Raw genomic sequence first — 26,970 nt, forward strand, 5'->3', positions numbered from 1 at the left:
GTCGCGCACATGGCCAAGGGGCACCGCAGGAACGACGCGCCGGAGCGGATCGACGAGACCCGGGTCGCACCGCTCGACGACGACCTGGACGAGACGGAGGAGGTCCGCACCGAGCAGACCCAGGTGCCGGCCTCCACGCAGCGGGCCGCCGCGGAGGCGGCCCGCGCGTCCGCGAGCGGTGCGGGCCGGAAGTCCTGGGGCAACCAGACCCGCGTCGCGCCCACCACGGGCGCGGCCATTCGCGCCGCGGAGCTCACGGGCCTCGAGACGCGGATGACGCCGCCGCCCGTTCCCGACGAGGACCTCGTCGAGGAGACCCGCGTGGACGGCCTCACGCCCCCGCCTCCGCCCAACGCGCGCGAAGGCTGGGACGTTCGTGGCGAGGATGACGACGAGGGCTTCGCCGCGCCGCAAACCGCCTTTCGCCCCTCGCGTGGCGGTGCACGCGAGGAAGGGCAGGGCCTTCCGGAGATCGCGCGGCCCGGTCGTGCGGTGACTCGCGAAGAGGGGCAGGACCTTCCAGAGATCATTCGTCCAGGTCGAGGCGGCACGCGGGACGACGGTCAGGGGCCTCCAGAGAACGCGCGCGCGGGCCGTGGTGGCGCGCGTGAAGAAGGCCAGGGGCTTCCGGAGATCATCCGTCCGGGTCGGAGTGGTGCTCGTGAAGAAGGCCAGGGCCTGCCGGAGATCGTCCGCCCTCCCCGGAGCGGTGGCTCCGCGCGCGGCGGCGGCCGTGAAGAAGGGCAGGGCCTTCCGGAGATGGCCCGCCTGGGCCGCACAGGCGCGCAGGATGAGTCCATCGAGCTGCCGGAGCTCATCCGCGCGGGCCGTGGCGCCGAGTTGGACGGAAGCTCCCCCGAGCCGCCTCGCGCGGCACGCGCCGACAGTCCGCCGAAGGCCAGCCGGCCGGAGCCGATGATCTTCGCGCCCCTGCCTTCCGCGCAGGCTGCGAGCCAGGCCGCGCAGACGCCCGAGCTGCGCACGATGTTCGCCACCCACTCCGCGCTGCTCGCGGAGCGCCTCAAGACCGAGCTCCAGCACAAGATCTACGGCCGCTCCCCGCACCGCATCCTGCGCGTGGACGAGCCCGAAGGCCCCAGCACCGCGGGCGGCAAGCAGGCCCGGCAGGCCATCTCGCTCGTGGACCGCAAGGGCGTGGCCCCCGCGCTCGTCGCGGGCTGGGTGGACGTGGCCAGGGGACAGGCCTCGCTGCGCAACCACGAGGCCGTGGCCCGGCGCTACGAGTTCCAGCACGGCAGCCCCCTGGAGCTCGCGCCGGAGGAGTACGAGAAGTTCCTCACCGACGTGGACGAGGTGCTGCGCACCGCCGCCATCCAGGTCCGCATCCTCGTGCCGGACGAATCCGCGCCCACCCGCGCCACCGTGGGCCCGCAGGCCCCGCGCGCGACGGGCGTCGCCGTGCGCTGGGTGATGCTGCTCGTCGCCGTGGCCTTCCTGCTGGGACTCGCCGCCGGGAGCCTGCTGCTTCCGCGCGGGTAGAGCCCCGCCACTGTCCGTTGAAGGAAGGGCGCTCGCGCACCGGTGCGATGGCCGGTGCGCGGTCCCCCTTCCACCTTGGTGTCTCCCCCATCCGGCCGGAGGCATCCATGGCGTCACCCGCCCGTCGTCCCAAGTCCCACTGGCGCAAGCTGCTGGGTGGCTGTGTCGTGTCCGTCGCCCGGGCCTTCGCGCCCACGTCCGTGCTCGCGGACGGCCCTCCGGTGCTGGATGTCCGGCCGCGTTACCCCCGCGTCACGGGCCGGGACTCTCAGTCGCTCGGAATCCGAGGCGCGGATCCGCGGCTGCCGGGATGACTCGGGAGTGAAGGCGGGGCGGGGGGCCCCATGGTACGGTGCTCGCGTCATTTTTCAGGGGGGACAGCCACGTGTGCCCGCCCTGGAACTCCGTGAGCCCCACCATGCGCAGACTCTCCCTGCTGGCCCTCTGCCTCGTCGTCGCGACCGCGTGTTCGCGGGGCGACAAGGACGCGAAGGGCGGCCCGTCGGAGACCGGCACCGCGCCGACTCCGTCCTCGAAGTCCCCTGGCCTCGCCGTCGAGCCGCTGCCCGAGCCTCCCGCGCTGAAGATCGACGCCCAGGACGCCGCGGAGCAGGGCCCGCTCACCATCGCGGCCGTGCGGCCCCAGGGCCAGGCCTACGGCAACGTCCGGCCGACCATCACCTTCACCAAGCCGATGATCGCCCTGGGCTCCGTCGCCGCGGAGCGCGGCCTGGCGGCGCCCGCGAGCATCTCCCCCGCGCTGGAAGGGGAGTGGCGCTGGCTGGGCTCCGCGAGCGTGGAGTTCGTGCCGGGCTCCCCCGTGAAGCTGGGGACGCAGTACACGGTGACGGTGCCCGCGGGCCTCAAGGCCATGGACGGCACCGCGCTGGCGGAGCCGTACACCTTCCAGTTCGAGACGCCGCGCCCCGCCATCCAGACCGCGCAACCGGAGGCGGAGTACCGCTGGCTGGAGCCGGAGCAGGTCTTCACGCTGACCTTCAACCAGGCGGTGAAGGACCTGGCGCAGCACGCGCGCCTGGAGCCCGCGACCGGCGCGCCCGTGCCGCTCACGCTGGTGAAGGCGACGCCGTACGCGGAGCTGAAGGAGACGCAGGTGGGCAGCGGCCCGGAGCGCAAGTCGCAGGACCGCCGCGTGAAGTACGAGCTGAAGCCCGCGCGGAAGCTGCCCGCGGGCACGCAGTTCACCCTGGTGGTGGACGGCGAGCTGACGGGCACGGACGGCCCGCTGCCCATGGGGGAGGCGGTGCGCTACGCGTACGCCACCTACGGCGCGCTCAAGATGGAGTCCGCGGGCGCGTGCGTCTTCACCTGGGGCGAGGAGAAGTGCTCCTACGGCCCGCTCATCCTCTTCACGTCCAACGAGCTGGACGCCGAATCGCTCAAGGGCAAGGTGACGCTGGAGCCCAAGGCGGAGATCGACTGGGAGCGCGTGCAGACGCAGCGGCCGTGGGCGGGCGCGGAGCTGAAGAACCCCTACGTGTCGCTGCCCGGCCGCTACCGCCCCGGCACCACGTACAAGATCAAGGTCGCCGCGGGCTACAAGGACCTCTTCGGGCAGACGGGCCCCGCCTTCCAGGGCGAGGTGACGCTGGCGGACGTGGATCCGGCCTTCGACTCGGGCTCGCGCGAGGCGCTGGTGGAGGCGTCCGGTGACGGCTCCATCCCGCTGGTGACGACCAACGTCCCGGAGATCCAGGCGGAGGTGTGGTCGCTGTCCCCCGCGCAGCTCGCGCAGCTCATCGACACCAACGAGTGGCCGTCCACGGAGCCCTTCCGGACGACGGTGGACACGAAGGCCGCGCGCAACGTGGAGCGCACGTCGCCGCTGGACCTGCGCCAGGCGTTCAACGGCGCGAAGACGGGCCTGTTCCTCGCGCGGCTCACGGCGCCGACGCTCAAGGAGCGCTACCCGCACCGCGTCATCGGGCAGGTGACGGACCTGGCCGTGCACGCGAAGCTGGGCGCTGCCTCCGGCGTGGTCTGGGTGACGTCGCTGGCGACGGGCGCCCCGGTGCCGGACGCGCAGCTGACGCTCTGGGACAAGGCGGGCACGGAGCACTGGACGGGCACGACGGACGCCAATGGCCTGGCGAAGGTGCCGGGCCTGTCGGAGCTGCTCAAGCCCAAGGACGAGTCCTCCTGGAGCACGCCCTGGGCCATGGTGTCCGCGGTGAAGGACGCGGACATCGGCGTGACGCTGTCCACGTGGGAGGGCGGCATGTCGCCCGGCGCGTTCTCATTGCAGAGCGCGTGGGAGGGCCGCGTCCCGGACAGCCTGGGCTTCGTATTCGCCGACCGCGGCATCTACCGCCCCGGTGACGACGTGATGCTCAAGGGCGTGGCGCGCTACCGCCGCCTGGGCGTGCTCAAGTCGCCGCCCGCGAACACGAAGGCGCAGATCACGGTGACCAGCTCGCGCGGGGAGAAGGTCTTCCAGACGGAGGCCGCCGTCACGAAGTACGGCACCTTCCGCGCGGACCTCAAGCTGGGCAAGGACCTGCCGCTCGGCTACTACGACGTGGCCGCGAAGCTGAAGGTCGGCGGCGAGTCGCTGAGCTACGGCGGCACCTTCCGCGTGGAGGAGTACCGCGCGCCGCAGTTCCGCGTGGACGTGGCGGTGCCCAAGAGGGACGCCGCGGCCGGCGATCCGCTCACCGCCCGCGTGGACGCGCGCTACCTGTTCGGCGGCGCCATGGGCGACGCGCAGGTGCGCTGGAACGTGCAGCGCGCCAGCTCCTTCTTCGCGCCCCCGGGCAACGAGGCCTTCACCTTCGGCGTGAACACCTGGTGGTGGGACGACGAGCACCCGGAGACCAGCACTGAATCGTTCGGCTCCGGTGACGGCCGCACGGACGCGCAGGGGCAGCTGGCGCTGGCGCTGGGCACGGCGGACGCGCCCGGCGGCAAGACGTGGGAGTACACGCTGGAGGCGGAGGTGGAGGACGTCAACCGCCAGCGCGTCGCCAACCGCAACCTCATCATCGTGCACCCCGCGGACGTCTACGCGGGCCTGCGCCTGCTCTCCACCGGCTTCGCGGAGGCGGGCAAGGAGGTGGGCCTGGAGGTCATCGCCGTCTCCCCGGAGGGCAAGCGCCAGGACGGCGTCGCGGTGGACGTGAACGTCAAGCGCCGCGACTGGAAGTCCATCCGCAAGAAGGGCGACGGCGGCCAGTGGTTCACCGTCACGGAGCCCGTGGAGACGGAGGCGGCGAAGTGCTCGGTGAAGAGCGCGGCGACGCCGCAGGCGTGCAGGTTCACCCCCGCGGAGCCCGGCCTGTACGTGATGGAGGCGGTGGCCACGGACGCGAAGGGCCGCAAGGCGACGACGCGCGACTCGCTCTACGTCACCGGCTCCGGCTGGGTGTCCTGGCAGCGCAACGACACGGACCGCATCGACCTGGTGGCGGACAAGCAGCTGTACGACGTGGGGGACACCGCGAAGGTGCTGGTGAAGAGCCCGTACCCGCAGGCGGATGCGCTCGTCACGGTGGAGCGCGAGGGCGTGCTCAGCGTGCGCCGCGTGAAGCTCAAGGGCAGCGCCACCGCGCTGGACATCCCGCTGGGCGAGGGCGCCATCCCCAACGTCTACGTGGGCGTGGTGCTGGTGCGCGGCCGCGTGGAGGCGGCCAAGGGCATCGAGTCCGGTGACGACCCGGGCCGCCCCGCCGTCCGCGTGGGCTACACGCAGCTGCGCGTGGAGAAGAAGGCCAAGCGCCTGTCGGTGGCGCTGACGCCGGACGCGCCGGAGAAGCGCCCGCGCGACAAGGTGACGGTGGACGTCGCGGTGAAGGACTCGGCGGGCAAGGGCGCGAAGGCGGAGGTGACGCTCTGGGCCGTGGATGAAGGCGTGCTGCGGCTGACGGGCTACAAGGCCCCGGATCCGCTGGACGCGATGTTCCAGGAGCGCGGCCTGTCGGTGCGCATCGGCGAGCCGCTCATCCACCTGGTGCTGCGCAAGCTGTACGGCGAGAAGGGCTCGCGGCCGGGCGGCTCCGGCGGCTCCGACACGACGGGCTCCGGCATCCGGTCCAACTTCAAGACGACGGCGGTCTTCCAGTCGGTGGAGACGGACGACCAGGGCCAGGCGAAGGTGGAGTTCACGCTGCCGGACAACCTGACCACCTTCCGCATCATGGCCGTGGCCGTGACGGACGCGGACCGCTTCGGCGTGGGGGAGAGCAAGGTGCAGGTGGCCAAGCCGCTGCTGGCGCTGCCGGCGCTGCCCCGGCTGGTGCGCGTGGGCGACAAGGCGGAGGCGGGCGTGGTCATCCACACCACGAACCCGGCCATCAAGGAGGCCAAAGTCACCGCGCAGCTCACCGGCGTGCGCGTGGAGGGCCCCATGGAGAAGACGGTGCAGCTGGACGGCAAGGCCCGCGAGGTGCGCTTCACCTTCGTGGCCGAGCAGCCAGGCACCGCGGTGCTGCGCTTCGCCGTCGCGGGCGGCGGGGAGACGGACGCGGTGGAGCAGAAGATCCCCGTGCAGCTGCCCGTGGGCATGGAGGCCGTGGCGGTCTACGGCGACACGACGAGCGAGCGCGTGGAGGGGCTCCAGCCGCCGGGCGGCGTGCGTCCGGGCATGGGCGGCCTCACGGTGACGATGTCCTCCACGGTGATGGGCGGGTTCGACGAGTCGATGAACCAGCTCGTGGACTATCCCTACGGCTGCCTGGAGCAGATGTCGTCGCGGCTGGTGCCGTTCGTCGCGCTGCGCGAGCTGTCGGGCAAGTTCGGCGTGGCGTGGACCGGCGGCTCGGACGAGCAGAAGCAGGCGTTCGTCCGGAGCTTCCTCAGCGATGACGCGCTGAAGACGCAGGGCACGCTGGATCCGGACACGGTGGTGGCGGCGACGGTGCGCAGGATCGAAGCGCTCCAGAACCACGACGGTGGCTTCCGCTTCTGGGCCTCCAGCGACTGCTCGTCGCCGTATGCCTCCGCGTACGCGACGCTGGCGCTCGCCCGGGCCAAGGAGGTGGGCTACGCGGTGAACGCGGGCGTGCTCGACAAGGCGAAGAAGTTCCTGGCGGACAAGGTGGCCGCGGGCGTGTGCTCGCAGTGCGCCTACGGCTGCAGCGCGGTGGGGCCGGAGACGCGGGCCTTCGCGCTCTACACGTTGGCGCGCATGGGGGCGCCGCGGCCGTCGTACTACAACGAGCTGTTCGAGCAGCGGCAGAAGCTGCCGCTCTTCGCGCGGGCGATGCTGACGGACGCCATCTTCGTGGGGAAGGGCAACCGCGCGCAGGGCCAGAAGATGCTCCAGGAGCTGCTCAACACGGCCCAGGAGACCGCGGCGGGCGTGCACTTCCAGGAGACGGACCCGAAGACGTACGCGCCGCTCTGGTCCTCCGACACGCGCACCACGGCGCTGGTGCTCCAGACGCTGGTGGACGTGCAGCCGGACCACCCCTACGTGTCGAAGATGGGGCGCTACCTGGCGTCCGCGCGCGAGGGGGACGGGCGCTTCCGCAACACGCAGGAGGCGGCCTTCACGCTGATGGCCCTGTCCGAAGTGGTGCGCCGCAAGGAGACGGCCGTGCCGTCGTTCGAGGCGGTGGTGAAGCTGGGCGGACAGGTGCTGGCCTCCGCCGACTTCAAGGGCCGCGACATGGGCGTGAAGACGGTGCAGGTGCCGGTGGAGAAGCTGGGCCCGGCGGACAAGGCGCAGCCCTTCACCTTCGGGGTGAACGGCACGGGCAACCTCTACTACGGGGCGCTCCTGCGCTACGCGCCGGCGCAGCTGCCGGTGGACCCGATGGACCGGGGCATCATCGTCCAGCGCTGGTTCGAGCCGTACTCGGGCGGCGGTCAGGCGAAGGCCGCCCGCGCGGGTGAGCTGGTGCGCGTGCGCGTGCGCGTGGCCACGCCGATGCGCCGCAACTTCGTGGCGGTGGACGTGCCGCTGCCCGCGGGCCTGGAGCCGGTGGACACGTCGCTGGCCAGCACGGCGAGCCTGCCGGGCCCCGCGGGCTCCGGCGAGGAGGAGGGCCCCGGCGAGGGCTACGAGTACGAGAGCGGGGAGGACCTGTCGGAGACGGACGAGGGCAAGAACGTCTGGGCGACGCGCTTCTGGTCGCCGTTCAACCACACGGAGATGCGGGATGACCGCGTGGTGTTCTTCGCCGACGAGCTGCCCCCCGGCGTGCACGTGACGAGCTTCGTCGCCCGGGCCACGACGCCGGGTGACTTCGTGCTCAAGCCCGCGCACGCGGAGGAGATGTACGCGCCGGAGGTGTTCGGCCGCTCCGAGGGTGGGCGCTTCCCGGTGCTGATGCCGGACGAGGTCGCTTCGAAGTGATGAAGCGCCTCACGCTTCGCGGGGCAATGCGCGCCGTGGCGGTCGTCGCGGCGCTCGGGGTGGTGGGCTGCGCGGCCTTCGTCGCGTGGCCCCTGCCGGGGACGTTGTTGTCCCGCGAGGCGCTGTCCTCGCTGGTGCTCACCGACCGCACGGGCCACGCCCTGCGCGAGGTGCTCTCCCGCGAGGACGGACGCAGTGTGGGCCTTCCGGGGGGACGCATCCCCCCGAGGGTGCGGCAGGCCTTCATCGCCGCGGAGGATCAACGCTTCACGTGGCATCCGGGCGTGGACGTGGTGGCGGTGGCGCGGGCGGCGCGCGACAACGTGTCGGCCGGGCGCATCGTGTCCGGCGCGTCCACGATTCCGCAGCAGCTGGCGCGCAGGCTGGTGCCCCGCGAGCGCTCGTGGTGGGGCAAGGCCGGCGAGGCGCTGTGGGCGCTGCGGCTGACGGCGCACCTGCCCAAGGAGCAGGTGCTGCTGGAGTACCTGGACCGCGTGCCGCTGGGGAACTCCACGTTCGGCGTGGAGGCGGCGGCGCAGCGGTACTTCGGGCGGCCGGCGGAGCGGCTGTCGGCGGGGCAGGCGGCGCTGCTCGCGGGGATGGCGCGCTCACCCGCGCGGAGGGATCCCTACCGGCGGCCGGAGATGGCGATGGCCGGGATGCGCGACGTGCTCTCGCGCATGGTGGAGGAGGGCTTCCTGACGAAGGAGGAGGCGAAGGCGGCGGAGGAGACGCCGCTGGACCTGGTGCCTCCGGAGCGCGTGTTCGAGGTGCCGCACCTGACGACGGCGCTGCTCCAGCGGCTGCCGGAGCTGGGGTTGGACCGTGCGTCGCGCATCGAGACGACCATCGACCCTGCGCTCCAGGCGGCGGTGGAGAAGGCCATCACGGAGGAGCTGCGCGGGCTGGCGCACCGGCGCGTGGGCGAGGCGGCGGCCATCGTCCTGGACAACGCGACGGGCGAGGTGCTCGCGTACGTGGGGTCCTCGGACTTCCTGGACGAGGAGAAGGGCGGACAGAACGACGGCGTGCGCTCGCTGCGGCAGCCGGGGTCGGCGCTCAAGCCGTTCGCGTACGGGCTGGCGCTGAGCAAGGGCTTCACGCCGTCGAGCGTGCTCGCGGACGTGGAGGTGCACCTGGCGACGCCGGGCGGCGCGTACGTGCCGAAGAACTACGACCGGCGCGTGCACGGCCCGGTGCGGCTGCGGGCGGCGCTGGCGTCCAGCTACAACATCCCCGCCGTGCGCGTGGCGGACGCGCTGGGGCCGGAGCAGGTGCTGCGCGTGCTGCGCGAGGCGGGCTTCCAGAGCCTCACGGAGAGCGCGTCGCACTACGGCGTGGGCATCGTGCTGGGCAACGGCGACGTGACGCTGCGCGAGCTGGCGCGGGCGTACCGGGGGCTGGCGCGGGGCGGGGTGGTGGGGCCGTTGAGGGAGGTGCGCGCGGCGTTCGGGCCGGACGGCAAGGCGCTGCGGATTCCGCAGGAGCTGGAGGAGCACCGCTTCCTGGCGGCGCGGCCGGTGGAGCTGCTCACGGACGTGCTGGCGGACGAGGCCGCGCGGGCGCCGGCCTTCGGCCTGGACAATGCGTTGCGGCTGCCGTTCCGCGTGGCGGCGAAGACGGGGACGAGCCGGGCGCACGTGGACAACTGGGCGGCGGGCTTCACGCGCGAGCGCACGGTGGCCGTGTGGGTGGGCAACTTCGACGGCACGCCGATGCGCGGTGTGTCCGGCATCACGGGCGCGGGCCCGGTGTTCGCGCGGGTGATGTCGCTGGCGATGAGGGGCCTCCGCGCGGCTCCGCTGGTGGACCGGAGTCACTTCGAGTCCGCTGAGATCTGCCCGCTGTCCGGCGAGCGCGCGAGCCCGAACTGTCCCGGAGCGATGAAGGAGGTCTACCTGCCGGGCACGGCGCCGCGCCACGAGTGCAAGATGCACCGGAGCGACGGCGCGCTGGACGTGGGCCCGGCGTACCTCGCGTGGGCGCAGGCGGAGGGGCTGACCTCCACGTCGGTGAGCGCGGAGGGCGGGCCGGGGATGGAGCCCGGCTTCATCCTGCCGGCGAACGGGGATGAGTTCCTGGTGGAGCCGGAGCTGCCTGAGAGCGCGCAGGCGGTGCCGGTGCGCGTGATGGCGCCGCGGGGAGCGAAGCTGCTGGAGCTGCGCACGGACGACGGCCGCCGCATCGAACTGCGCCCGCCCTTCGTGACGCGGCTACCAGCGGTGGAAGGGGAGCGCCGATTGGAGCTGTGGGCGCCCGGTGGCTCCGAGCCGCTGGCGGTGACGCGGTACCGAGTCCGATGAACGCGGCGGGCGTCGCCGTGCTCATCGCCGCGCTGGTGGCGGGCACGGCTGCCGATGCCAGGAGCACGTCCTCCAGCCCTGGAGCCATCGCGCGTGAGGCGAAGCCGAAGCCCGCCGCCGATACGCAGGTCGACGTGCGGATCCTCTCCAAGCACCGCCCTGCGCGGTTGAGGCTGGATGGCCCGCGCTCGCTGGAGGTCGTGGCGACGGGGGACACGCTCATCGTGGAGGGCCGTCCGCAACCGAACGTGCTCCGGCTGGACGCGGGCCGCTGGCATGTCCGGGGCCGGGGCGTGGATCGACGCTACGAGGCCGCGCTGTCGCTGGAGGCCCGGGACGGGGAGTTGATCGTCGTCGCCACCTTCGCGCTGGAGGCCTACGTCGCCGCCGTCACCGCCAGCGAGACCGAGGTCGACACCCCCTTCGAAGCGCTCCGGGCCCAGGCCATCACCGCCCGCAGCTATGTGCTCGCCTCCGGCAAGCGGCACGACGAGGCCCGGGCCTGCGACCTCACCCACTGCCAGGTCCTTCGCGGCGAGGGCTTCGCTCGCCACCTGCGCCGCGCCCGCGATGCCGCCCGCTCCACCGAAGGCATCGTGCTGCGCCTGTCCGATGGCGCCATTGCCCTCGCTCCCTTCCACGCAAGCTGCGGCGGACATACGGCCGAGCCCGTGGCCGTGTTCGGGGCTCCGGACCGCACTGGCGCCGCCGCCGTGCCAGACCGCTGCCCCGCGTCTCCGTGGCGCGCGGTCGTGCCTCGCGCGCGGGTGTCGGCCGCCGCGTCGGATGCGCTCGGTGGCCCCGCGCAGGCGGAGGATCTGCTGCTGGACCGGGACTCCAGCGGGGCGGTGGTGCGCATCGTGGACCGCGCTTCGGGACGCGATGCGCGGGGCGATGCCTTCTTCCGCGCGCTCGGGGCCCGCGCCGGGTGGGATCGGATCCGCAGCGCGAGGTTCTCCATGACGCTCGGGGGTGACCAGGCACTCCTCGAAGGGCAGGGCCATGGTCACGGTGTCGGGCTCTGCCAGGCCGGCGCGGCCCTGCTCGCACGGCAGGGGTGGACCGCAGAGCAGTTGCTCGCGCACTACTTCCCGCGCGCCCTCCCCGGGAAGCTCGCGGGCAAGTGAACGCGGGGGCTGGAATGCCCTCCCGTTTTCGCAGTCGTCCGCGAAGGTGACGGCCCTCCAGGGGCTCACCCCCGGGCTCACCGCGAGGGCTTACCAGCACCCGCTGTGCTCCGTATCGATTGCACCAGAGCCCTCAGCCCCGCGCGGTCCGGTGGGGAGGTGGCCTCGCGCACCGGCCGTCCCGGTGCGGGACCCAACCGGGAGGCAATACATGGCGTTCAATCTGATCGAAGCCGTCGGCTCACAGTTCATGCAGAAGGGATTGCTCCAGAAGATCAGCGGCTCGCTGGGGGAGGACCCGCAGGCGACCACCAAGACGCTGCCGGGCGCCATCGCCGCCGTGGCCGCGGGCGTCGCGGATCAGGGCGGCAACGAGGCCGGCGCGCACCGCCTGCTGTCGAAGCTCAACGAGGGCGGCTTCACCGGACCCGACGCGCCCGCGCACGCTGGCGACGTCGGAGAGGGGCTGCTCGACGAGGAGGAGCGCGGGAAGGGGATGCTGAGCGGCATCTTCGGCAACAAGCTGGGCGCCGTCACCGAGGGGCTCACGCGCTTCGGAGGGATGCGCAACGCCGGCTCGGCGACGCGGCTGTTGTCGCTGGCCGCGCCCATGCTGATGGGCGTCCTGGGCAAGCAGGTGCGTGATCAGCGCATGGGGTCATCCGGGCTGATGCAGCTGCTCAACGGCCAGCGCAACAACATCGCCGCCGCGCTGCCAGCGGGGCTGGGTGGCATCCTGGGCTTCGGGGGTACGCGCCACGCGGTCGCGGAGGTCATCGAACCCCACCGCGAGGTGTCGCAGGTCCGGGAGACGGGCCCCGTGCGGGAGGCCCACACCGTGCGAGAGACGCCGCCCCGGCAGACCTACAACCGTCCACCGGAGCGCAAGAAGAGCATCGCCGGCTGGGCCATTCCGCTGGCCCTGCTCGCGCTGGTCGTGCTCGCGTGGGGGGCCCTGCGCGGACGCAAGAACGAGCGCGCCCGGGCTCCGCAGGTGACGCGCACCACCTCGCAACCCGAGCAGAACCGCGTCGCGCAGCCCGTGACGCCCGCGCCCGCCGTGCAGCCGACGACGCCCGCGATGGGCGGCTCCGGGTCGACGGGTTCGGTGGGGCATGACGGCACCGGAGGCTCCGGAACGCAGCCGAGCGGGAGCGCCAACGTGGCGCAGGACGCGGGCACCGGCGGGTCCGGCATGGAGCAGGACGCGGGCACCGGCGGGTCCGGCATGGAGCAGGACGCGGGCACCGGCGGGTCCGGCATGGAAAAGGACGCGGGCACCGGCGGGTCCGGCATGGAAAAGGACGCGGGCACCGGCGGGTCCGGCGCGATGGAGGGAGAGGGCACCGGCGGCTCCGGCCAGGAGAAGCAGCGCGTGAGCGACCCCAACAGCCTGCGTGAGGCCATCAACGGCCCGAGCGCGGAGCAGGGCATCGTGCTGGAGGGCGTGGAGTTCCGCACGGGCTCGTCGCAGATCACCTCCAAGAGCAAGCGCATGGTGGACGAGCTGGGCAACGTGCTGAAGGAGAACTCCGACACGCGCGTGCGCATCAAGGGCTTCACGGACTCCACCGGCAACGCGGACGCCAACCGCAAGCTGTCGGAGACCCGCGCGGAGAGCGTCCGCAACGAGCTGGTTCGCGACGGCATCCCGAAGGACCGCATCGAGGTCAGCGGCGAGGGTGACGCGGATCCCATCGCCTCCAATGACACCCCTCAGGGCCGCGTGCAGAACCGCCGCATCGAGGTGCAGGTGCTCGGTCAGTGATCCCCCGGGCACGCGGTCCCGGCGGCGTCCGGTCCTCACACAGGGACCGGGCGCCGCTGTCTACGTCACGGCGGCCGGCTCCGGCCGGTGCAGCGGTTCCCCCAGCAGCTCCGCCAGGTCGAACGCGTCCAGCAGCGCATGGCCCTGGAGGTCGTTGTTGAAGAAGACCCAGGCGGTCCGCCCCGCGTCGCGCCAGGCCGTCAAGTCGTCCGCCACCCGCCGCAGCGCGCGCCGTCCATAGCGGCCCTCGTAGCGCGAGTGCGCGCCGTGGAAGCGCAGGTAGCGGAAGCCGCCGGTGGGGTGGGGCACCGGCACGTCCACCAGGTCGTGCTCGCACACCGCCGCGCCGTACGCCTCCAGCACCGCGAGCACCTCCGGGTGGTACCAGGCCGCGTGCCGGAACTCGAAGACGTGCCGCACGCCGCCCGGCAGGTGGGCGAGGAAGCGCTCCAGCCGCTCCGGATCCGGCTTCGTCATCTGGGGCGGCAGCTGCCAGAGGATGGGCCCCAGCCGGCTGCCCAGCCGCAAGACGCGCGAGAAGAAGTGCTCCACGCCCTCGCCCACCTCCGTGAGCCGCTTCAGGTGCGTGAGGAAGCGGCTGCCCTTGCAGGCGAAGCGGAAGCCCGGGGGCACCTGCTCGCGCCAGCCGTCCACGGCGGCCTCCGTGGGCAGGCGGTAGAACGTGGCGTTGAGCTCCACGGTGGAGAACACGCGCGCGTAGTAGGGGAGCCAGCGGCGGGCCGGCAGCCCGGCCGGATAGAAGAGCCCCTTCCAGTGCTTGTAGACGTACCCGCTGGTCCCCAGGTGGATGGCCGCCATGGGCTGGAGGATGGGCATGTCCGCCCTTCGTGGCCGCGCCCTGTCCACCGCGTTACACCTCCCGGAAGTTCTCCTCGTGGCTGGCCCGCGCTAACGCGAGGCGTTAGGGCTTCACGCTTGACCCTGCTTTCACCCACCCTCTAGAAGGCCCGCGACCCATGGCGACTCCCGACCGGTTCCCCCTCCCACAGGTCTCTGAAAGCACCCGTAAACCCGAGTGGTTGAAGGTGCGCCTGCCGCATGGCGAGGGCTATGAGCGGGTGAAAGCCATCGTGAAGCGCGTGGGGCTGGCCACGGTGTGCGAGGAGGCCCGCTGCCCCAACATCGCCGAGTGCTGGGGCGGAGGCACCGCCACGGTGATGCTGATGGGCGAGGTGTGCACGCGCGCCTGCCGCTTCTGCCACGTGAAGGTCGGGGCGCCCCCGCCGCTGGACCCGATGGAGCCCATCCATCTGGCGCAGGCGGTGAAGGAGATGAACCTCGAGTACATCGTCGTCACGTCGGTGAACCGCGACGACCGTCCGGACGGGGGCGCCAGCCACTTCGCGTCCGCCATCCGGGAGCTGCGCAAGGAGAGCCCGCGCACGCTCGTGGAGGTCCTCATCCCGGACTTCAAGGGCAAGGAGGAGGACCTGGCCACGGTGGCGGAGGCGAAGCCGCACGTGGTGGCGCACAACGTGGAGACGGTGGAGCGGCTGACGCCCACGGTGCGCGACCGCCGCGCCACCTACCGCCAGTCCCTGCGCGTGCTGGAGTACCTCAAGAACCGCCCGGAGAAGGTCTACACCAAGACGTCCGTCATGGTGGGCCTGGGTGAGACGGACGCGGAGCTGGAGCGCACGTTCAAGGACCTGCGCGACGTGGGCGTGGACGTGCTCACGCTGGGCCAGTACCTGCAGCCGTCGCAGTACCACCTGCGCGTGGAGCGCTTCGTGACGCCCGCGCAGTTCGAGGCCTACAAGACGCTGGCGGAGTCCTACGGATTCCTCTACGTGGCGTCGGGGCCGCTGGTGCGCTCCAGCTACCGCGCCGCCGAATTCTTCATGAAGGGCCTGATGGAGCGCGAGCGCGTCGAGCGACTCGGCTGACCGGACGCACCCCTTCCCCAACCCAGAGAGACACTCCCGCTCATGGCGACTTTCGAATTCAAGCTCCCCGATCTCGGCGAAGGCGTAGCGGAGGGCGAGCTCGTGAAGTGGCACGTCAAGGAGGGCGACCTGGTGAAGGAAGACCAGGTGCTCTGCGAGGTGATGACGGACAAGGCCACCGTCACCGTGCCCACCCCCCACGCCGGCCGCGTCGTGAAGACGCACGGCCGTGAGGGCGACATGGCGAAGGTGCACCAGCTGCTGGTGACGCTGGAGATGGAGGGGAGCGCGCCCGCGGCGGAGGCCCCGGCCCATGGCGCCCCGGCGTCCCCCGGCGCTCCGGCGGCGAGCCCCGCTCAGGCGGCCGCGGCGCCGGCTTCGGCGACGAAGGTGCTGGCCACGCCCGTCACGCGCCGCATGGCGCGCGAGCACGGCCTGGACCTGGCGGAGATCTCCGGCTCGGGGCCGCAGGGCCGCGTGACGAAGGCGGACGTGGTGGCGGCGCTGGAGGGTGGCGGCGCGCCGAAGAAGAACGAGGTCGCGGCCCCCGCGCCCCAGGCCGCGCGTCCGGCGGCGCCGCCCGTGTCCTCGGGCAAGGGCGACGAGCGCATCGCGCTGCGCGGGCTGCGCAAGAAGATCGCCGAGAAGATGGTGCGCTCGAAGTTCACGATGCCGCACTTCGCGTTCGTGGAGGAGGTGGACGCCACGGACCTGGTCGCGCTGCGCACGCGGCTCAACAGCCAGCTGGCGGCGGCGGGGGACGGCACGAAGCTGACCTACCTGCCGTTCATCGTGAAGGCGACCATCGCGGCGATGAAGAAGTTCCCGCACCTCAACGCCAACTTCGACGAGTCGACGCAGGAGCTGGTGGTGCGCGGCGAGTACAACATCGGCATCGCGGTGGCCACGCCGGACGGCCTCACGGTGGCGGTGGTGCGCAACGCGGATCAGCTCACGCTGGGCGAGCTGGCGAAGGAGATCTCCCGCCTGAGCGTCGCGGCGCGCGACCGCAAGCTGAAGATGGAGGAGCTGACGGGCGGCACCTTCACCATCACCTCGCTGGGGCAGAGCGGCGGCCTGTTCGCCACGCCCATCCTGAACCACCCCGAGGTGGGCATCCTGGGCGTTCACAAGCTGAAGAAGCGCCCGGCGGTGAAGAACGACCAGGTGGTCGTCCGGGACATGATGAACCTGTCGCTGTCCTGCGACCACCGCGTCATCGACGGCGACGTGGCGGCGAGCTTCGTGTACGAGATCATCAAGTACCTGGAAGCGCCGGACCTGCTGTTCCTCGCGATGGCGTGAGGACACGCGTCGCGGGGCTCGCCCGACCGCTCCAGCTCCGGGGGGCGGCCGGGACGCGGGGGACTTCCGGAACAGCAACGCTGAAGGCGGGCATCCGCGATGGCCGACAATCCCCGTGAGTTGATCCGCGCCGCGCAGACCGCCGAGCTCCAGGGAGACCGCGCGCGAGCGGCGGAGTGCCTGGAGCAGGCCGCCGCCCTCTACCAGCGCTCTGGGCACACCTCGCGCGCCTCGCAGCTGTTGCGGCAGGCGCGCCAGTTGAAGGCCCGAGCCCCCGACGTGAGCCCCGCCTTCACCGCGGCGATGGCGGGAGGCAAGGACGCGATGGCCTTCCGCGCGGTGGGCTGGGGCGACGCGGTGTCCGCCGCGTTCAACGACAAGGCCGACGCCGTGACACACACGCTGGATGCCCACGAGGACCCCACCGTGACCGGCGGCGCGCCGCTCCCCTCCGAGCCCGGCCTGCCCAGGCTCGCGGGAAGGATCGCCGCCATCGGAGCCCTGTCCCCGGCCGACGCCGTCACGCTGCATGACGGGCCTCGTGCCACGAGCACGGCCAACGGCCTGAACGCGGAGAAGGGGCCCGCCGCTTCTGACGAGGCGCGGAACCCGGCCGCGAGTCCGGCCGCTGCCGCATCCAACGATGCCTCGCGGCCTGCCGTGGATGGAGCCGACCTGGCATCGCAGCGGCCCCTGTCCAGCGATGCCTCGCCGCCTGCCGCGGATGACGCCGACCCGGCAGCGCAGCGGCCCCTGGCCGAGCGGACGCAGGCCGACGACACGGAGGGCCCGCGCGGTGCTCCTGAAGGCGACGTCGTCGTCCCGGGCGGCCTGCTGCTTCCTCCCGAGGAGGACGAGCTCATCCCCGCCACCGGCCTGCTGCGGGCTTCAGGCGCCGAGGACGTCGTCGTCCCCGGGGGGCTCCTGCGTCCACCGGACGAGGACACCTCCCCCGCGCACGCCGAACCGGCACGGGGCCGCCGACGCGAGAAGCGCATCATCGAGCGGGGCCCCACCCGCGCCGATCCCGCCCTGGACGCGTGGTGCTCGTTCTGCTGCCGCCCCCGGGGCGAGGTGGGCGACCTGGTGGCGGGCCCGGCCGGTGCGTTCATCTGCAAGGGCTGTCTGGGCGAATCCCAGGGCCTCCTGGGCGACGTCGTCCCTCCGCCCCCCGTGCGCAAGCCCGTCGTGGAGGAGCCGCGCACAGGAGCCGTGGAGATGGTGGGCCACGACGAGGTGAAGACCCTGCTGGAGCGCACGCTCCAGGCGGGCGCGCGCTGCCTGCTGCTCGTGGGCCCCGAGGGCTGCGGCAAGAGCCTCTTCTTCCAGTCGCTCCAGCGGCGCGGCCAGGGCGTGCTCGCGACCGTGGAGGCGCTGGAGTCCACGCCGGGCACGGAGCCGCTCCTCGTGGAGGACGTGGACCGTCTGGAGTCCGGCGGGCAGGCCGCGCTGGTGGCGTTCCTCTCCGGCCGCCGGGAGCGCGCGGTGGTGATGAGCGCTCGCGGCGCGGTGTCGTCGCTGGGCCTGTGGGTGCGAGGGGAGGGCGGCAGCCTGCCGGTGCCCACCACCGCGGGCATGCTCGAAGCGGTGCAGGGACTCGTGCCGGTGTCCCTGCTGGAGCGCGTGCAGGTGCTGCTCCCGGTGCGCCGCCCCACGGTGCCGGAGCTGGTCGAGGTGGCCCGCCGCTCCCTGGCCCTGCGCCAGCCGGCCGTCACCCTGTCGGAAGAAGTCCTGGGCGCGTTCGCCGCCGAAGCGGTCCGCTCCCCGCGCGCGGGGCATGAGCTCCAGGCGCTCCTGTCGCGCGTCTACGCGGGCAGCTGGAGCCTGGAGGCGGCGCAGACGCCCGCCGCGCCATCCCACAACCCACGAGGGGGGCGAAAGGGAACACCATGAACACGCTCACCGTCTTCCGCCTGGGCCGGGTGGAGTACGAGGACGGACTGAAGCTGATGCACCTGTTCGGCGAGGCCCGCCTGCAGGGGCTCATCGGGGACGCGCTGCTGCTCCTGGAGCACCCGCCCGTCCTCACGCTGGGCCGCGCCGCGAAGCGCGAGAACATCACCGCCACCGACGCGCGCCTCGCGCAAGAAGGCGTGGAGGTGTTCGACACCAACCGGGGCGGCGACGTCACCTACCACGGCCCGGGACAGGTGGTGGGCTACCCCATCCTCCTGCTGCCGGAGGACCGCCGCGACGTGCGCCGCTACGTGCGCGACGTGGAGCGCGGCCTCGTCCAGACGCTCGCGGGCTTCGGCCTCACGGCGGGCGCCATCCCCAAGTGGCCGGGCGTGTGGCTGGGGCACGAAGGCTCACCGGACGCGCGGAAGATTGGCGCCATTGGCGTGCACCTGTCGCGCTGGCTCACCACGCACGGCTTCGCGCTCAACGTGAACACCAACCTGGAGCACTTCCAGCTCATCGTCCCGTGCGGCATCCGCGAGGCGGGCGTCACGTCCATGCAGCGCGAGCTGGGCCACCCCGTGTCCGTCCCGGACGTGGAGGAGGCGCTCGCCCGCGAGTTCACCCGGGTCTTCGATGCGCGGCGCGTGGACGGCACGGTGGACCTGCGCACGGTGAGCGTCGCGGTGGTGCACGGCCGCGGCCCCGAAGCGCGCGTGCTGCTGCTGCGCCGGACGCCGGAGCGCGGCGGCTTCTGGCAGACGGTGACGGGGCGCCTGGAGCCGGGCGAGTCCCCCGTGGAGGCCGCCCGCCGTGAGGTGGCGGAGGAGACGGGCCTCACGCTCCCCGTCGTGGAGCTGGCCTACCGCCACGCGTTCGCGCTGGGGGAGGCGCTGCCGCCGAAGCTGGTGGAGGAGCACGGCTTCGCGGTGCACGCCGCGCCGGACACGCACGTGCGCCTGGGCCCGGAGCACGACGCCTTCGAGTGGGTGGACGTGCCCACCGCCCTCGCGCGGCTGCCCTTCCGGGGCCTGCGCGAGACGGTGACCCGGGCGCTCCAGACAACGCCCAGGCCGTGACGGCCGCTACAGCTCGATGACCATCGCCTCTTTCGCGGCGATGGTGGCCTTGCGGTGCTTGCGCACCTCGCGCAGCAGCTTGTCCATGCCCACGTCGTCGCGGCCCGGGTCGTGGTGGAAGAGCACCAGCTGCTTCACCTCGCTGGCGTCCGCCGCGCGCACCGCCGCCTCCCAGGTGGAGTGGCCCCAGCCCGTGCGGGCCGGCCCGTTGCGGCCGCGGTACTCGTCCTCCGTGTACATGGAGTCGTAGATGAGCGCGTCCGCGCCGCGCGCGAAGTCGAACAGCTTCGCGTCCAGTTCGGTGCCGTGCTCCACGTCCGTCGCGTACACCAGCGAGCGCCCGCCGAAGTCCACGCGGTAGCCCACGTTGCCGCCCGGGTGGTTCAGCTCCAGCGTGCGCACCGTGGCCTTGCCCACCGGGATGTCCTCACCCACCACCACGTCCCGGTACGCCAGGCGCGTGCGGAACACGTCCTCCGCCGTCACCGGGAAGTACGGGGGCACCATCTGCCCGGCCAATATCTGCTTGAGCGACTTGCCGTCCCGAGGCGACCCGTACAGCGTCACGTCGTTCGCCGGAGAGAACATCGGCGAGAAGAACGGCAGGCCCTGCAGGTGGTCGTAGTGGTAGTGCGAGATGAAGATGGACGCCTTGACGGGCTTGCGCGTCGCCACCAGCGCATCCCCCAGGCCGCGCGCTCCGGAGCCCAGGTCGAAGATGAGCAGCTCGTCCCCGCAGCGGACCTCCACGCACGGCGTGTTGCCGCCGTAGCGCCGGGTCGCGGGGCCGGGCGCGGGGATGGAACCGCGCACCCCCCAGAAGCGCACCTGGAAGCGCGCGGTGCTCCGCCGGGCCGGGCGCTCAGCCGGCCTTGGCTTCGGTGTCGTCGTCCTCCGCGAAGAGCTCAATCAGGTGCCCCGTACGCTCACGCTTCGTCTTCAAATAGTCGACGTTATGCGGATTGTGCTCGGTCCGGGAAGGGATTCGGCGCCGGACCGCCACGCCTTCCTCCACCAGCCCGGCGATCTTCAGCGGGTTGTTGGTGATCAGGTCCACCGAACGCACATCCAGCGACCGCAGCATTTCCGCAGCGATGTCGTACGAGCGCAAGTCGTCCGCGAAGCCGAGCTGCCGGTTGGCCTCGTAGGTGTCCAGCCCCTTGGACTGCAGGGCGTAGGCCTTGATCTTGTTGCCCAGGCCGATGCCCCGGCCCTCCTGGCGCAGGTACAGCACCACGCCCAGCCCGTTCTGGGCCACGAAGTCCAGCGCCCGGTCCAGCTGCTCGCGGCAGTCGCACTTGAGGCTGCCAAAAACTTCGCTCGTGAGGCACTCCGAGTGGATGCGCACCGGCACCCCCTCCAGTCCCTTGGGGTCGCCCACCACCAGCGCCACGTGCTCACGCCCGTTGCGCTTGTCGCGGAAGACGATGGTCTTCAGCACCCCGCGGGCCGTGGGCACGTCCGCCTCCGAGTACCGCTCCAGGTGCTGGGTCGGCTTGCGGGTCGGCAGGACCTGGGGTGAGCGCGTGTCGGACATGGTAGGTCGTCTCCCAGTAGGGGGCCGTTACTTCTCGCCCCCCCGAATGCAAGTCAAGGTGACACCCGGAGGGGTGTGGTGAAACCCGCCTGTTTGGATGCGGCGGGCGTGAAATGCGTTGCTCAAGCGACCCAGGACAGGGGGAGCAGCTCCACATGGGAGCCATCAGTCAAACTGCTGGAGTCTTGGGGGAAGTGAAGCAAATGTGTGGCTGCCGAAGCTGAACGCAGGGCCCCCGACGTCTGAGTCCCCAGCGGTTTCGCCCACAGCTCGCCCGCCCGCCAGGTGGCCGTGACGCGGACGAAGTGGGCAAGCCCGGGGGCCTTGGAGAGGCGCCCGTCCAGGCGGCCGGCCACGCGCGGAGGCTCCACGTCCTCCAGCCCCTGGAGCCGGCGCAGGGCGGGGCGGACGAAGAGCTCGAACGTCACCAGGGACGACGTGGGGTTGCCGGGCAGGCCCATGAACAGGGTGCGCCCCCGCTGGCCCACCACCAGCGGCTTGCCGGGCTTGATGGCCACGCGCCAGAAGCGCTGCTCCACGCCCAGGGCCTCCAGGGCGTCCTTCACGAAGTCGTGGTCCCCCACGGAGACGCCGGCGCTGGTGAGGACCACGTCGAAGCCCTCCACGCGCGACAGGGCCTCCTGGACGGCCTCCCGCGTGTCCCGGGCGATGCCCAGCAGCGAGGGCACGCCGCCCGCGCGCCGCACCGCCAGGGCCAGCGCGGGGGCGTTGACGTCCACGATGCCGTCGCCGGGGGGCTCGTCCACCCGGCACAGCTCGTCGCCGGTGGACAGCACCGCCACGCGCGGCCGGCGGGGCACCGGCACCGTGCCCTGGCCCTGCGCCCACAAGAGGCCCAGCTCCGGGATGCCCAGCGGGGTGCCGCGCCGCAGCAGCACGTCGCCCTCCCTCGCGTCCTCGCCCCGGGGGCGGATGAAGTTCCCCGGCCCCACGGCCTCCAGTATCTCCACCGCGTCCGGCGCGTCGGGGCTGGCGGCGGGCACGGGGCGGGTGCGCTCGCGCATCACCACGGCGTCCGCGCCCGGGGGCAGGGGGGCGCCGGTCATGATCCGCGCGCAGGTGCCGGGGACGACCTCCCGGGTGGGGCGCTTGCCGGCGAACACCGTCTCCCCCACGGTGAGGCGCACGGGCAGGGGGCCCGCCAGGTCCCGGGCTCGCACCGCGTAGCCGTCCATGGCGGAGTTGTCCCAGGGGGGCAGGGTGCGGCGGGCGTGGACGTCCTCGGCCAGCGCGCGGCCCAGGGCGTCATCCCCGGGCACCCATTCGGTGGGCAGCGGCGTGCACAGCCCGAGGATCCGCTTTCGGGCCTCCTCCACCGGCAGCAATGCGGGGGTGTCGCTCATGCTGTTTTCCCACCCAAAGTCCGTGGGAAAATCAAGTGTTAGTTTGACAGCCCAGCTGATCATCGTTACAAGCAACCGTGATCGCGAGGCTCGCGTCCAACAGCAGGGGCGTCCCGCCAACCCGTTGATAGCACACGGGAAATTTCCAAGGAGACAGCGTCGATGGCCAAGCCCAAGTCCGGGGCGAAGAAGCCGACTCCCGCTGCAAAAGCCGGTGCGAAGCCTGCCGCGAAGAAGGACAACGCGGCCCGCCTGGATCTGATCAGGAACGCCTCGAAGAAGGTGGCGACGGCCGCGACGAAGGTCGTCAAGGCGGTGGCGGAAGGGGCGAAGGGAAAGGTCGCGGCGGCGAAGAAGGCGGTCGCGGAGAAGGTGGAGAAGGCCCCCGCTGCCGCCAAGAAGGCGGCGGCCAAGGCGGCTCCCCCTGCTGCTCCCGCGAAGGCTGGCAAGGCCGCGCCCGCGGCGAAGGCCGCGGCTGCCGCGCCCGCCGCTGGCAAGAAGGGCGCCGGCAAGGCGGGGGGCAAGTCCCCGCCGATGGTCCCCGCCGGCCCCGCCGTGGAGAAGCCGCGCCCGCGCGCCACGAAGCTCCCGCCCGTGGGCGAGCCGCTCACGAAGCGTGAGATGGAGCAGCTGCTCACGGCCGGCGAGGGCCGCGGCGTGATGGGGGAGGGCAGCCTCAAGGGCCGCCTCATCCTCAGCGGCGAGCTGCCCCACCTGGTCGTCGTCGGCCGCGACAAGCGCGAGCTGACGTTCCTCTTGCAGGGTCCGGATCAGGAAGTGCTGCCGGCCTACGTGGACCACAAGGTCTCCGTGAGCGGGCTCATCAAGAAGACGACCAACCACAGCGGCGTGGTGGAGGTGCGCAAGTACTCCGCCAAGAAGCCGGAGGTGGAAGAGGTCGCGCCGCCGCCCGCGGACACGGAGCCGAAGCTGCGCTACCTGTCGCCCGGCGAGGTCTCCATGGCCGTCGCCGCGGGCATGGGCGCCGGCATCAAGGGCTTCGCCAGCATCCGGGGCAACCTGGAGATGATGGGCGAGGACTTCGTGCTCGTCGTCTCCAACGGCGGCACGCGCCAGCAGGTGTCCTTCGCCATCGAAGGCAAGGCGGCCGTGAAGAGCCTGCGCAAGCACGTGGGGCAGACGCTCCAGGTGACGGGCGTGGTGGACAAGACGTCCGGCTGGGGTGGGCGCATCACCGCGGAGACGGTGGAGCCGCGTCCGTCCGAGGCGCGCTCGGTGTCTCGTGACGAGATGGAGCTGGTCCACATCGAGGGCGAGGTGCCCACGTCCGTGGACGTGAAGCTCAACCACGGCCTCACCGTGCGGCTGCAGGAGCAGCCCGGCGCCACCTGGGCCATCGAGCCCACGCTGGCCAAGCGCGTGGGTCTGCGCGAGGCCAACTTCGAGCCGGGTCCCAACGGCAGCCCGGCCACCCGCGAGTTCTTCTTCACGCCGCGCAACCCCGGCAGCTTCGAAGTGGAGTTCTTCCTCGCCAAGGCGTTCACGCCGGGCGTGGTGGAGCGCTCCTTCAAGATCAACGTCACCGTCAAGCCCTGAGGGCTTGGGCGCACGGGCCCTCCCCGGACCGCAAGGTCCTCTGGGGAGGGCGAATGGGGGCCGGGGGGTTCCCGCCCGCACCCTTCGGGCTTACCCGTTCCCTCAGCGGCCTTGCCGCATCCCCACCGTGAGCCTCTCCCAAGACCACATCCGACAGCTGCTCTCCGAAGCCGACCACCCCCTGGGCTTGAAGGAGCTCCTTCGCCTGGGAGGGCTGAATCCCGGCCAGCAGACTGAACTCAAGCGCGCCCTGCGTGAGCTGGTGCGCGCGGGCGTCATCGTCAAGGACGGCAAGCGCTTCCGGCTGGAAGGCCCGCGCACGCCCCGGGCGCCCGACGCCGACTTCGAATCCCGCCAGGCCCCGTCCACGCCTCCCTTCAAGAAGCGCGGCCCCACGCCGGGCAGCGGGCGCGAGGAGCGCCGGGGTGGCTTCCGGGCGGAGCGTCCAGGGTTCCAGGGCGGCGGCGACTTCCGGCGCTCGCTCCAGCGCGGCTCCCGGGACGACCGCTTCGAGGAGTCCGGGCAGCCCGAGGTGGAGGGCATCCTCCACATGCACCGGGACGGCTTCGGCTTCGTGCACCCGGTGTCCGGCGAGGGGGAGAACATCTTCCTGCCGCCCGGCGAGGCGCAGCGGGCGCTCGACAACGACCGCGTCCTCGTGGAGGTCGCGGGACGGCCGGGCCGCTTCGAGGGCCGGCTGGTGCGCGTGCTCAACCGGCGGCGCGAGCTGGCGGTGGGCACGTACGTGGCGCAGGGTCGGCACTCGCTGGTCATGACCACCGACACGAACCTCCCGGGCCCCATCCGCGTGCCGGCGACGCAGATGGCGCGCGACGGCGACCTGGTGAAGGTGCGGCTGGGCGTGGGCGCCGACCTCCTGGAGCCCGGGCAGGGGCTGTTCGGTGAGGTGGCCGGCTCGCTGGGCCGGCCGGGCGACCCGAGCGCGGAGGTGCTGGGCTCGGCCTTCGCCCATGGCTTCTCCGACGAGTTCCCGCCGGAGGTGATGGACGAGGCGGACGCGTTCGCGGTGAAGGTCACGGAAGCCGAGGCCACGGAGGGCAACCGCCGCGACCTGCGCTCGGTGCCGCTCATCACCATCGACGGCGAGGACGCGCGCGACTTCGACGACGCGGTCTACGCGGAGCCGCAGGCCGGGGGCTGGCGGCTGGTGGTGGCCATCGCGGACGTGTCGCACTACGTGAAGGAGCGCAGCGCGCTGGACGCGGAGGCGCTCAACCGCGCGACGTCGGTGTACCTGCCGGACCGCGTGCTGCCCATGCTGCCGGAGCGGCTGTCCAACGGCATCTGTTCGCTGCGCCCGGAGGAAGACCGGCTGTGCATGGTGGCGGACATGACGTTCGACCGCCACGGCCAGCGCCGCTCGCACGAGCTGTACCCGGCGGTGATGCGCAGCGTGGCGCGCTGCACGTACAACGAGGTGCAGGACGTCCTGGACGGCAAGGACGTGCCGCACCGGAACTTCCTCAAGCCCCAGTTCGAGCAGCTGATGGCGCTGGCGCGCGCGCTGATGGGCATGCGCAAGGCGCGCGGCGCCATCGACTTCGACGTGCCGGAGCACAAGGTGGTGCTGGGCGAGGACGGACTGCCGCTGCGCATGGAGAAGCGCGAGCGCAAGGACAGCCACCGGCTCATCGAGGAGTGCATGCTGGCCGCCAACGAGGCGGTGGCGACGTACTTCCAGGACGAGGGCCTGCCCACGGTGTACCGGTTCCACGGCGAGCCGGATCCGCAGAAGCTGGCGGCGTTCGCGGTGCTGGCGGAGGCGTACGGCTTCCACCTGGACGTGGAAGACGGCGTGTCGTCCAAGGAGCTGGACGCGTTCATCACGCAGCTGGAGGGACACCCGGAGCAGCGGGCCCTGAACCAGCTCCTGCTGCGCTCCATGATGCAGGCCGTCTACACGTCGACGCGCGTGGGCCACTACGGGCTCGCGGCGGAGAACTACCTGCACTTCACGTCGCCCATCCGGCGGTATCCGGACCTGCTGGTGCACCGCATCCTGAAGGCGGTGTGGGCGCGCAAGGGCAAGCGGCCGTCGGAGTCGCAGCTGGAGCGCGAGGAGGAACGGCTGGAGGGCATGGCGCAGCAGTGCTCCGAGCGTGAGCGCGCGGCCATGACGGTGGAGCGCGAGGTGGTGGCGTTCTACGCGGCCCTGATGATGAAGGACCGCGTGGGCGAGGAGTTCGACGCCACGGTGGCGGGCATCGCCGAGTTCGGCTTCTTCGTCGAACTGGACGAGGTCCACGTCGAGGGCCTGGTGAAGGCGGAGACGCTGGGGCCAGGCTCCAAGCTGGACAAGCGCACGCACTCGCTCGTGTATTCGAATGGCCGGCGCGTGCGCGTGGGGCAGAAGCTGCGCGTGCGGCTGCTGTCCGCGAACACGACGTCGCGGAAGATCGACTTCGAGGCGCTCCAGTTCGAGGACGAGGCCCCGCTCCCGAGTGCCACCGGAGCGCGGCCGCCGATGCGCCGCCGCGAGTTCGCCAACGAGGCGCCGGTCCGTCACGCCGGGGCCCGGCACGAGCGCCCGGGCCGGCCCGGACGCACCGAGCGGGAGACTGCGAAGACGGGCCGCACGCCGTGGCGGAAGCCCGTGGCGGGAGAGGCCTCGGACGCGGAGCAGTGGAGGTCGCTCGCGGAGGCGGAGGAGACGCCGTTCGGGGTGAAGACGTGGGAGCCGCCCACGGCCGAGGACGTCGCGTCGGAGGACGCCGCGGCGCTCTCCGGGTACGGCAGCGAAGCCTCGGAGGAAGAGGCGGCCCGGCCGCGTCCGCGCGGGCGGTTCAGCCGGGAAGGGCGCCGCGAGGAGGCCGCGCCCGCGCGTAGCACCTCCCGCTTCCTGCGTGCCCGTCCGGAAGAGGCCCCCGCGCCGAAGGCGGAGCCCGCGACCCCGGCCAAGGGCAAGCGCAAGGTCATCCGTCCCGCGCTGCCCGCGGCCGACGAAGGGGGCGAAGCCGGTACCCCGGAGGCGCCCTCCGGCGCGGACTTCACTCCGCCATCCTTTGACGCCGACGACACCGCGCCGGCTGCTTCACCGCACCCGGGCTTCGACCGGATCCGCGCGCTGGCCGCGCAGCGGGGCCAGCTCTCCACGGGGGCGGCTCCGGGCCGCGCGGGCGCGTCCAAGAAGGTCCGCAAGGCGGCTGCGGGCGCGGGTGGCCGTGCGAAGCCCTCGAAGACGGCCGCGCCGGGGAAGAAGTCCGGCGGGTCGAAGGGCGCGGGCAAGAAGCCGGGGCGCGGAAGCCCGGGCAAGCGCAAGCGCTGAACGCGGGGCCGGGACGTCCGGC

Annotated in this window: 16 protein-coding genes; 12 read left to right on the forward strand and 4 right to left on the reverse strand. The window is 72.4% G+C overall.

What is annotated here, in order from left to right:
* The first annotated feature begins 9 nt into the window (after positions 1-9).
* The 6 genes from AABA78_RS14435 (at position 10) to AABA78_RS14460 (ending at position 13,014) form a co-directional block, all read left to right on the forward strand.
* Positions 10-1,500, forward strand: a complete 1,491-nt coding sequence (locus AABA78_RS14435; RefSeq protein WP_338263643.1) for a hypothetical protein — start codon at positions 10-12, stop codon at positions 1,498-1,500.
* Between the two features lie 107 nt (positions 1,501-1,607).
* Positions 1,608-1,814, forward strand: a complete 207-nt coding sequence (locus AABA78_RS14440) for a hypothetical protein (RefSeq protein WP_338263644.1) — start codon at positions 1,608-1,610, stop codon at positions 1,812-1,814.
* Between the two features lie 104 nt (positions 1,815-1,918).
* The gene (locus AABA78_RS14445; protein ID WP_338263646.1) at positions 1,919-7,816 is read left to right on the forward strand and encodes an alpha-2-macroglobulin family protein; all 5,898 of its coding nucleotides are present in this window, start codon (positions 1,919-1,921) and stop codon (positions 7,814-7,816) included.
* The gene (gene pbpC, locus AABA78_RS14450) at positions 7,816-10,119 is read left to right on the forward strand and encodes a penicillin-binding protein 1C (RefSeq protein WP_338263648.1); all 2,304 of its coding nucleotides are present in this window, start codon (positions 7,816-7,818) and stop codon (positions 10,117-10,119) included. The genes AABA78_RS14445 and pbpC overlap by 1 nt, the downstream gene beginning before the upstream one ends.
* The gene (locus AABA78_RS14455) at positions 10,116-11,246 is read left to right on the forward strand and encodes a SpoIID/LytB domain-containing protein (protein WP_338263650.1); all 1,131 of its coding nucleotides are present in this window, start codon (positions 10,116-10,118) and stop codon (positions 11,244-11,246) included. Before pbpC ends, AABA78_RS14455 begins: the two co-directional genes overlap by 4 nt.
* Positions 11,247-11,457: 211 nt before the next feature.
* A complete protein-coding gene (locus tag AABA78_RS14460; RefSeq protein ID WP_338263652.1) occupies positions 11,458-13,014 on the forward strand; it encodes an OmpA family protein in 1,557 nt (518 codons plus the stop codon).
* A 60-nt stretch (positions 13,015-13,074) separates the two neighbouring features.
* On the opposite strand, the gene AABA78_RS14465 is transcribed toward AABA78_RS14460, so the two are convergent.
* The gene (locus tag AABA78_RS14465; protein WP_338263655.1) at positions 13,075-13,851 is read right to left on the reverse strand and encodes a DUF72 domain-containing protein; all 777 of its coding nucleotides are present in this window, start codon (positions 13,849-13,851) and stop codon (positions 13,075-13,077) included.
* Positions 13,852-13,991: 140 nt separating this feature from the next.
* Here AABA78_RS14465 and lipA point away from each other — a divergent pair, with 140 nt between their 5' ends.
* The 4 genes from lipA to lipB all read left to right on the forward strand — a co-directional run bounded on the left by lipA (position 13,992) and on the right by lipB (position 19,204).
* On the forward strand, positions 13,992-14,921 hold the full coding sequence (gene lipA / locus AABA78_RS14470; protein WP_338263657.1) for a lipoyl synthase: 930 nt from the start codon (positions 13,992-13,994) through the stop codon (positions 14,919-14,921).
* 42 nt (positions 14,922-14,963) lie between these two features.
* The gene (locus AABA78_RS14475; RefSeq protein WP_171420292.1) at positions 14,964-16,226 is read left to right on the forward strand and encodes a dihydrolipoamide acetyltransferase family protein; all 1,263 of its coding nucleotides are present in this window, start codon (positions 14,964-14,966) and stop codon (positions 16,224-16,226) included.
* A gap of 99 nt (positions 16,227-16,325) precedes the next feature.
* Positions 16,326-18,119, forward strand: coding sequence for a ClpX C4-type zinc finger protein (locus AABA78_RS14480; protein ID WP_338263659.1), 1,794 nt, complete (start codon positions 16,326-16,328; stop codon positions 18,117-18,119).
* Entirely contained in the window at positions 18,116-19,204 is a 1,089-nt protein-coding gene (gene lipB / locus AABA78_RS14485; protein WP_338263661.1) for a lipoyl(octanoyl) transferase LipB, read from the forward strand. The genes AABA78_RS14480 and lipB overlap by 4 nt, the downstream gene beginning before the upstream one ends.
* A 6-nt stretch (positions 19,205-19,210) precedes the next feature.
* Here the strand turns inward: lipB and AABA78_RS14490 are convergent, their stop codons facing one another.
* From AABA78_RS14490 to AABA78_RS14500, 3 genes are all read right to left on the reverse strand, one after another.
* Complete coding sequence (locus AABA78_RS14490; protein ID WP_338263662.1) at positions 19,211-20,032, reverse strand: MBL fold metallo-hydrolase; 822 nt, start codon at positions 20,030-20,032, stop codon at positions 19,211-19,213.
* A gap of 34 nt (positions 20,033-20,066) precedes the next feature.
* The gene (gene ribA, locus AABA78_RS14495) at positions 20,067-20,741 is read right to left on the reverse strand and encodes a GTP cyclohydrolase II (RefSeq protein WP_120525803.1); all 675 of its coding nucleotides are present in this window, start codon (positions 20,739-20,741) and stop codon (positions 20,067-20,069) included.
* Between the two features lie 122 nt (positions 20,742-20,863).
* On the reverse strand, positions 20,864-22,105 hold the full coding sequence (locus AABA78_RS14500; RefSeq protein WP_338263663.1) for a molybdopterin molybdotransferase MoeA: 1,242 nt from the start codon (positions 22,103-22,105) through the stop codon (positions 20,864-20,866).
* A gap of 162 nt (positions 22,106-22,267) precedes the next feature.
* On the opposite strand from AABA78_RS14500, the gene AABA78_RS14505 reads away from it, so the two are divergent.
* Positions 22,268-23,662: a protease inhibitor I42 family protein gene (locus AABA78_RS14505; protein ID WP_171415902.1), complete on the forward strand. Its 1,395-nt coding sequence runs from the start codon at positions 22,268-22,270 to the stop codon at positions 23,660-23,662.
* 127 nt (positions 23,663-23,789) lie between these two features.
* Positions 23,790-26,948: a ribonuclease R gene (rnr, locus tag AABA78_RS14510; protein WP_338263665.1), complete on the forward strand. Its 3,159-nt coding sequence runs from the start codon at positions 23,790-23,792 to the stop codon at positions 26,946-26,948.
* Positions 26,949-26,970: the final 22 nt, after the last annotated feature.

Source organism: Corallococcus caeni (assembly GCF_036245865.1).
GTDB lineage: Bacteria > Myxococcota > Myxococcia > Myxococcales > Myxococcaceae > Corallococcus > Corallococcus caeni.

Coding starts and splice junctions, on each gene's coding strand:
- AABA78_RS14435 (WP_338263643.1), top strand. CDS start 10: ATGGCCAAGGGGCACCGCAGGAACGACGCGCCGGAGCGGATCGACGAG.
- AABA78_RS14440 (WP_338263644.1), top strand. CDS start 1,608: ATGGCGTCACCCGCCCGTCGTCCCAAGTCCCACTGGCGCAAGCTGCTG.
- AABA78_RS14445 (WP_338263646.1), top strand. CDS start 1,919: ATGCGCAGACTCTCCCTGCTGGCCCTCTGCCTCGTCGTCGCGACCGCG.
- pbpC (WP_338263648.1), top strand. CDS start 7,816: ATGAAGCGCCTCACGCTTCGCGGGGCAATGCGCGCCGTGGCGGTCGTC.
- AABA78_RS14455 (WP_338263650.1), top strand. CDS start 10,116: ATGAACGCGGCGGGCGTCGCCGTGCTCATCGCCGCGCTGGTGGCGGGC.
- AABA78_RS14460 (WP_338263652.1), top strand. CDS start 11,458: ATGGCGTTCAATCTGATCGAAGCCGTCGGCTCACAGTTCATGCAGAAG.
- AABA78_RS14465 (WP_338263655.1), bottom strand. CDS start 13,851: ATGCCCATCCTCCAGCCCATGGCGGCCATCCACCTGGGGACCAGCGGG.
- lipA (WP_338263657.1), top strand. CDS start 13,992: ATGGCGACTCCCGACCGGTTCCCCCTCCCACAGGTCTCTGAAAGCACC.
- AABA78_RS14475 (WP_171420292.1), top strand. CDS start 14,964: ATGGCGACTTTCGAATTCAAGCTCCCCGATCTCGGCGAAGGCGTAGCG.
- AABA78_RS14480 (WP_338263659.1), top strand. CDS start 16,326: ATGGCCGACAATCCCCGTGAGTTGATCCGCGCCGCGCAGACCGCCGAG.
- lipB (WP_338263661.1), top strand. CDS start 18,116: ATGAACACGCTCACCGTCTTCCGCCTGGGCCGGGTGGAGTACGAGGAC.
- ribA (WP_120525803.1), bottom strand. CDS start 20,741: ATGTCCGACACGCGCTCACCCCAGGTCCTGCCGACCCGCAAGCCGACC.
- AABA78_RS14500 (WP_338263663.1), bottom strand. CDS start 22,105: ATGAGCGACACCCCCGCATTGCTGCCGGTGGAGGAGGCCCGAAAGCGG.
- AABA78_RS14505 (WP_171415902.1), top strand. CDS start 22,268: ATGGCCAAGCCCAAGTCCGGGGCGAAGAAGCCGACTCCCGCTGCAAAA.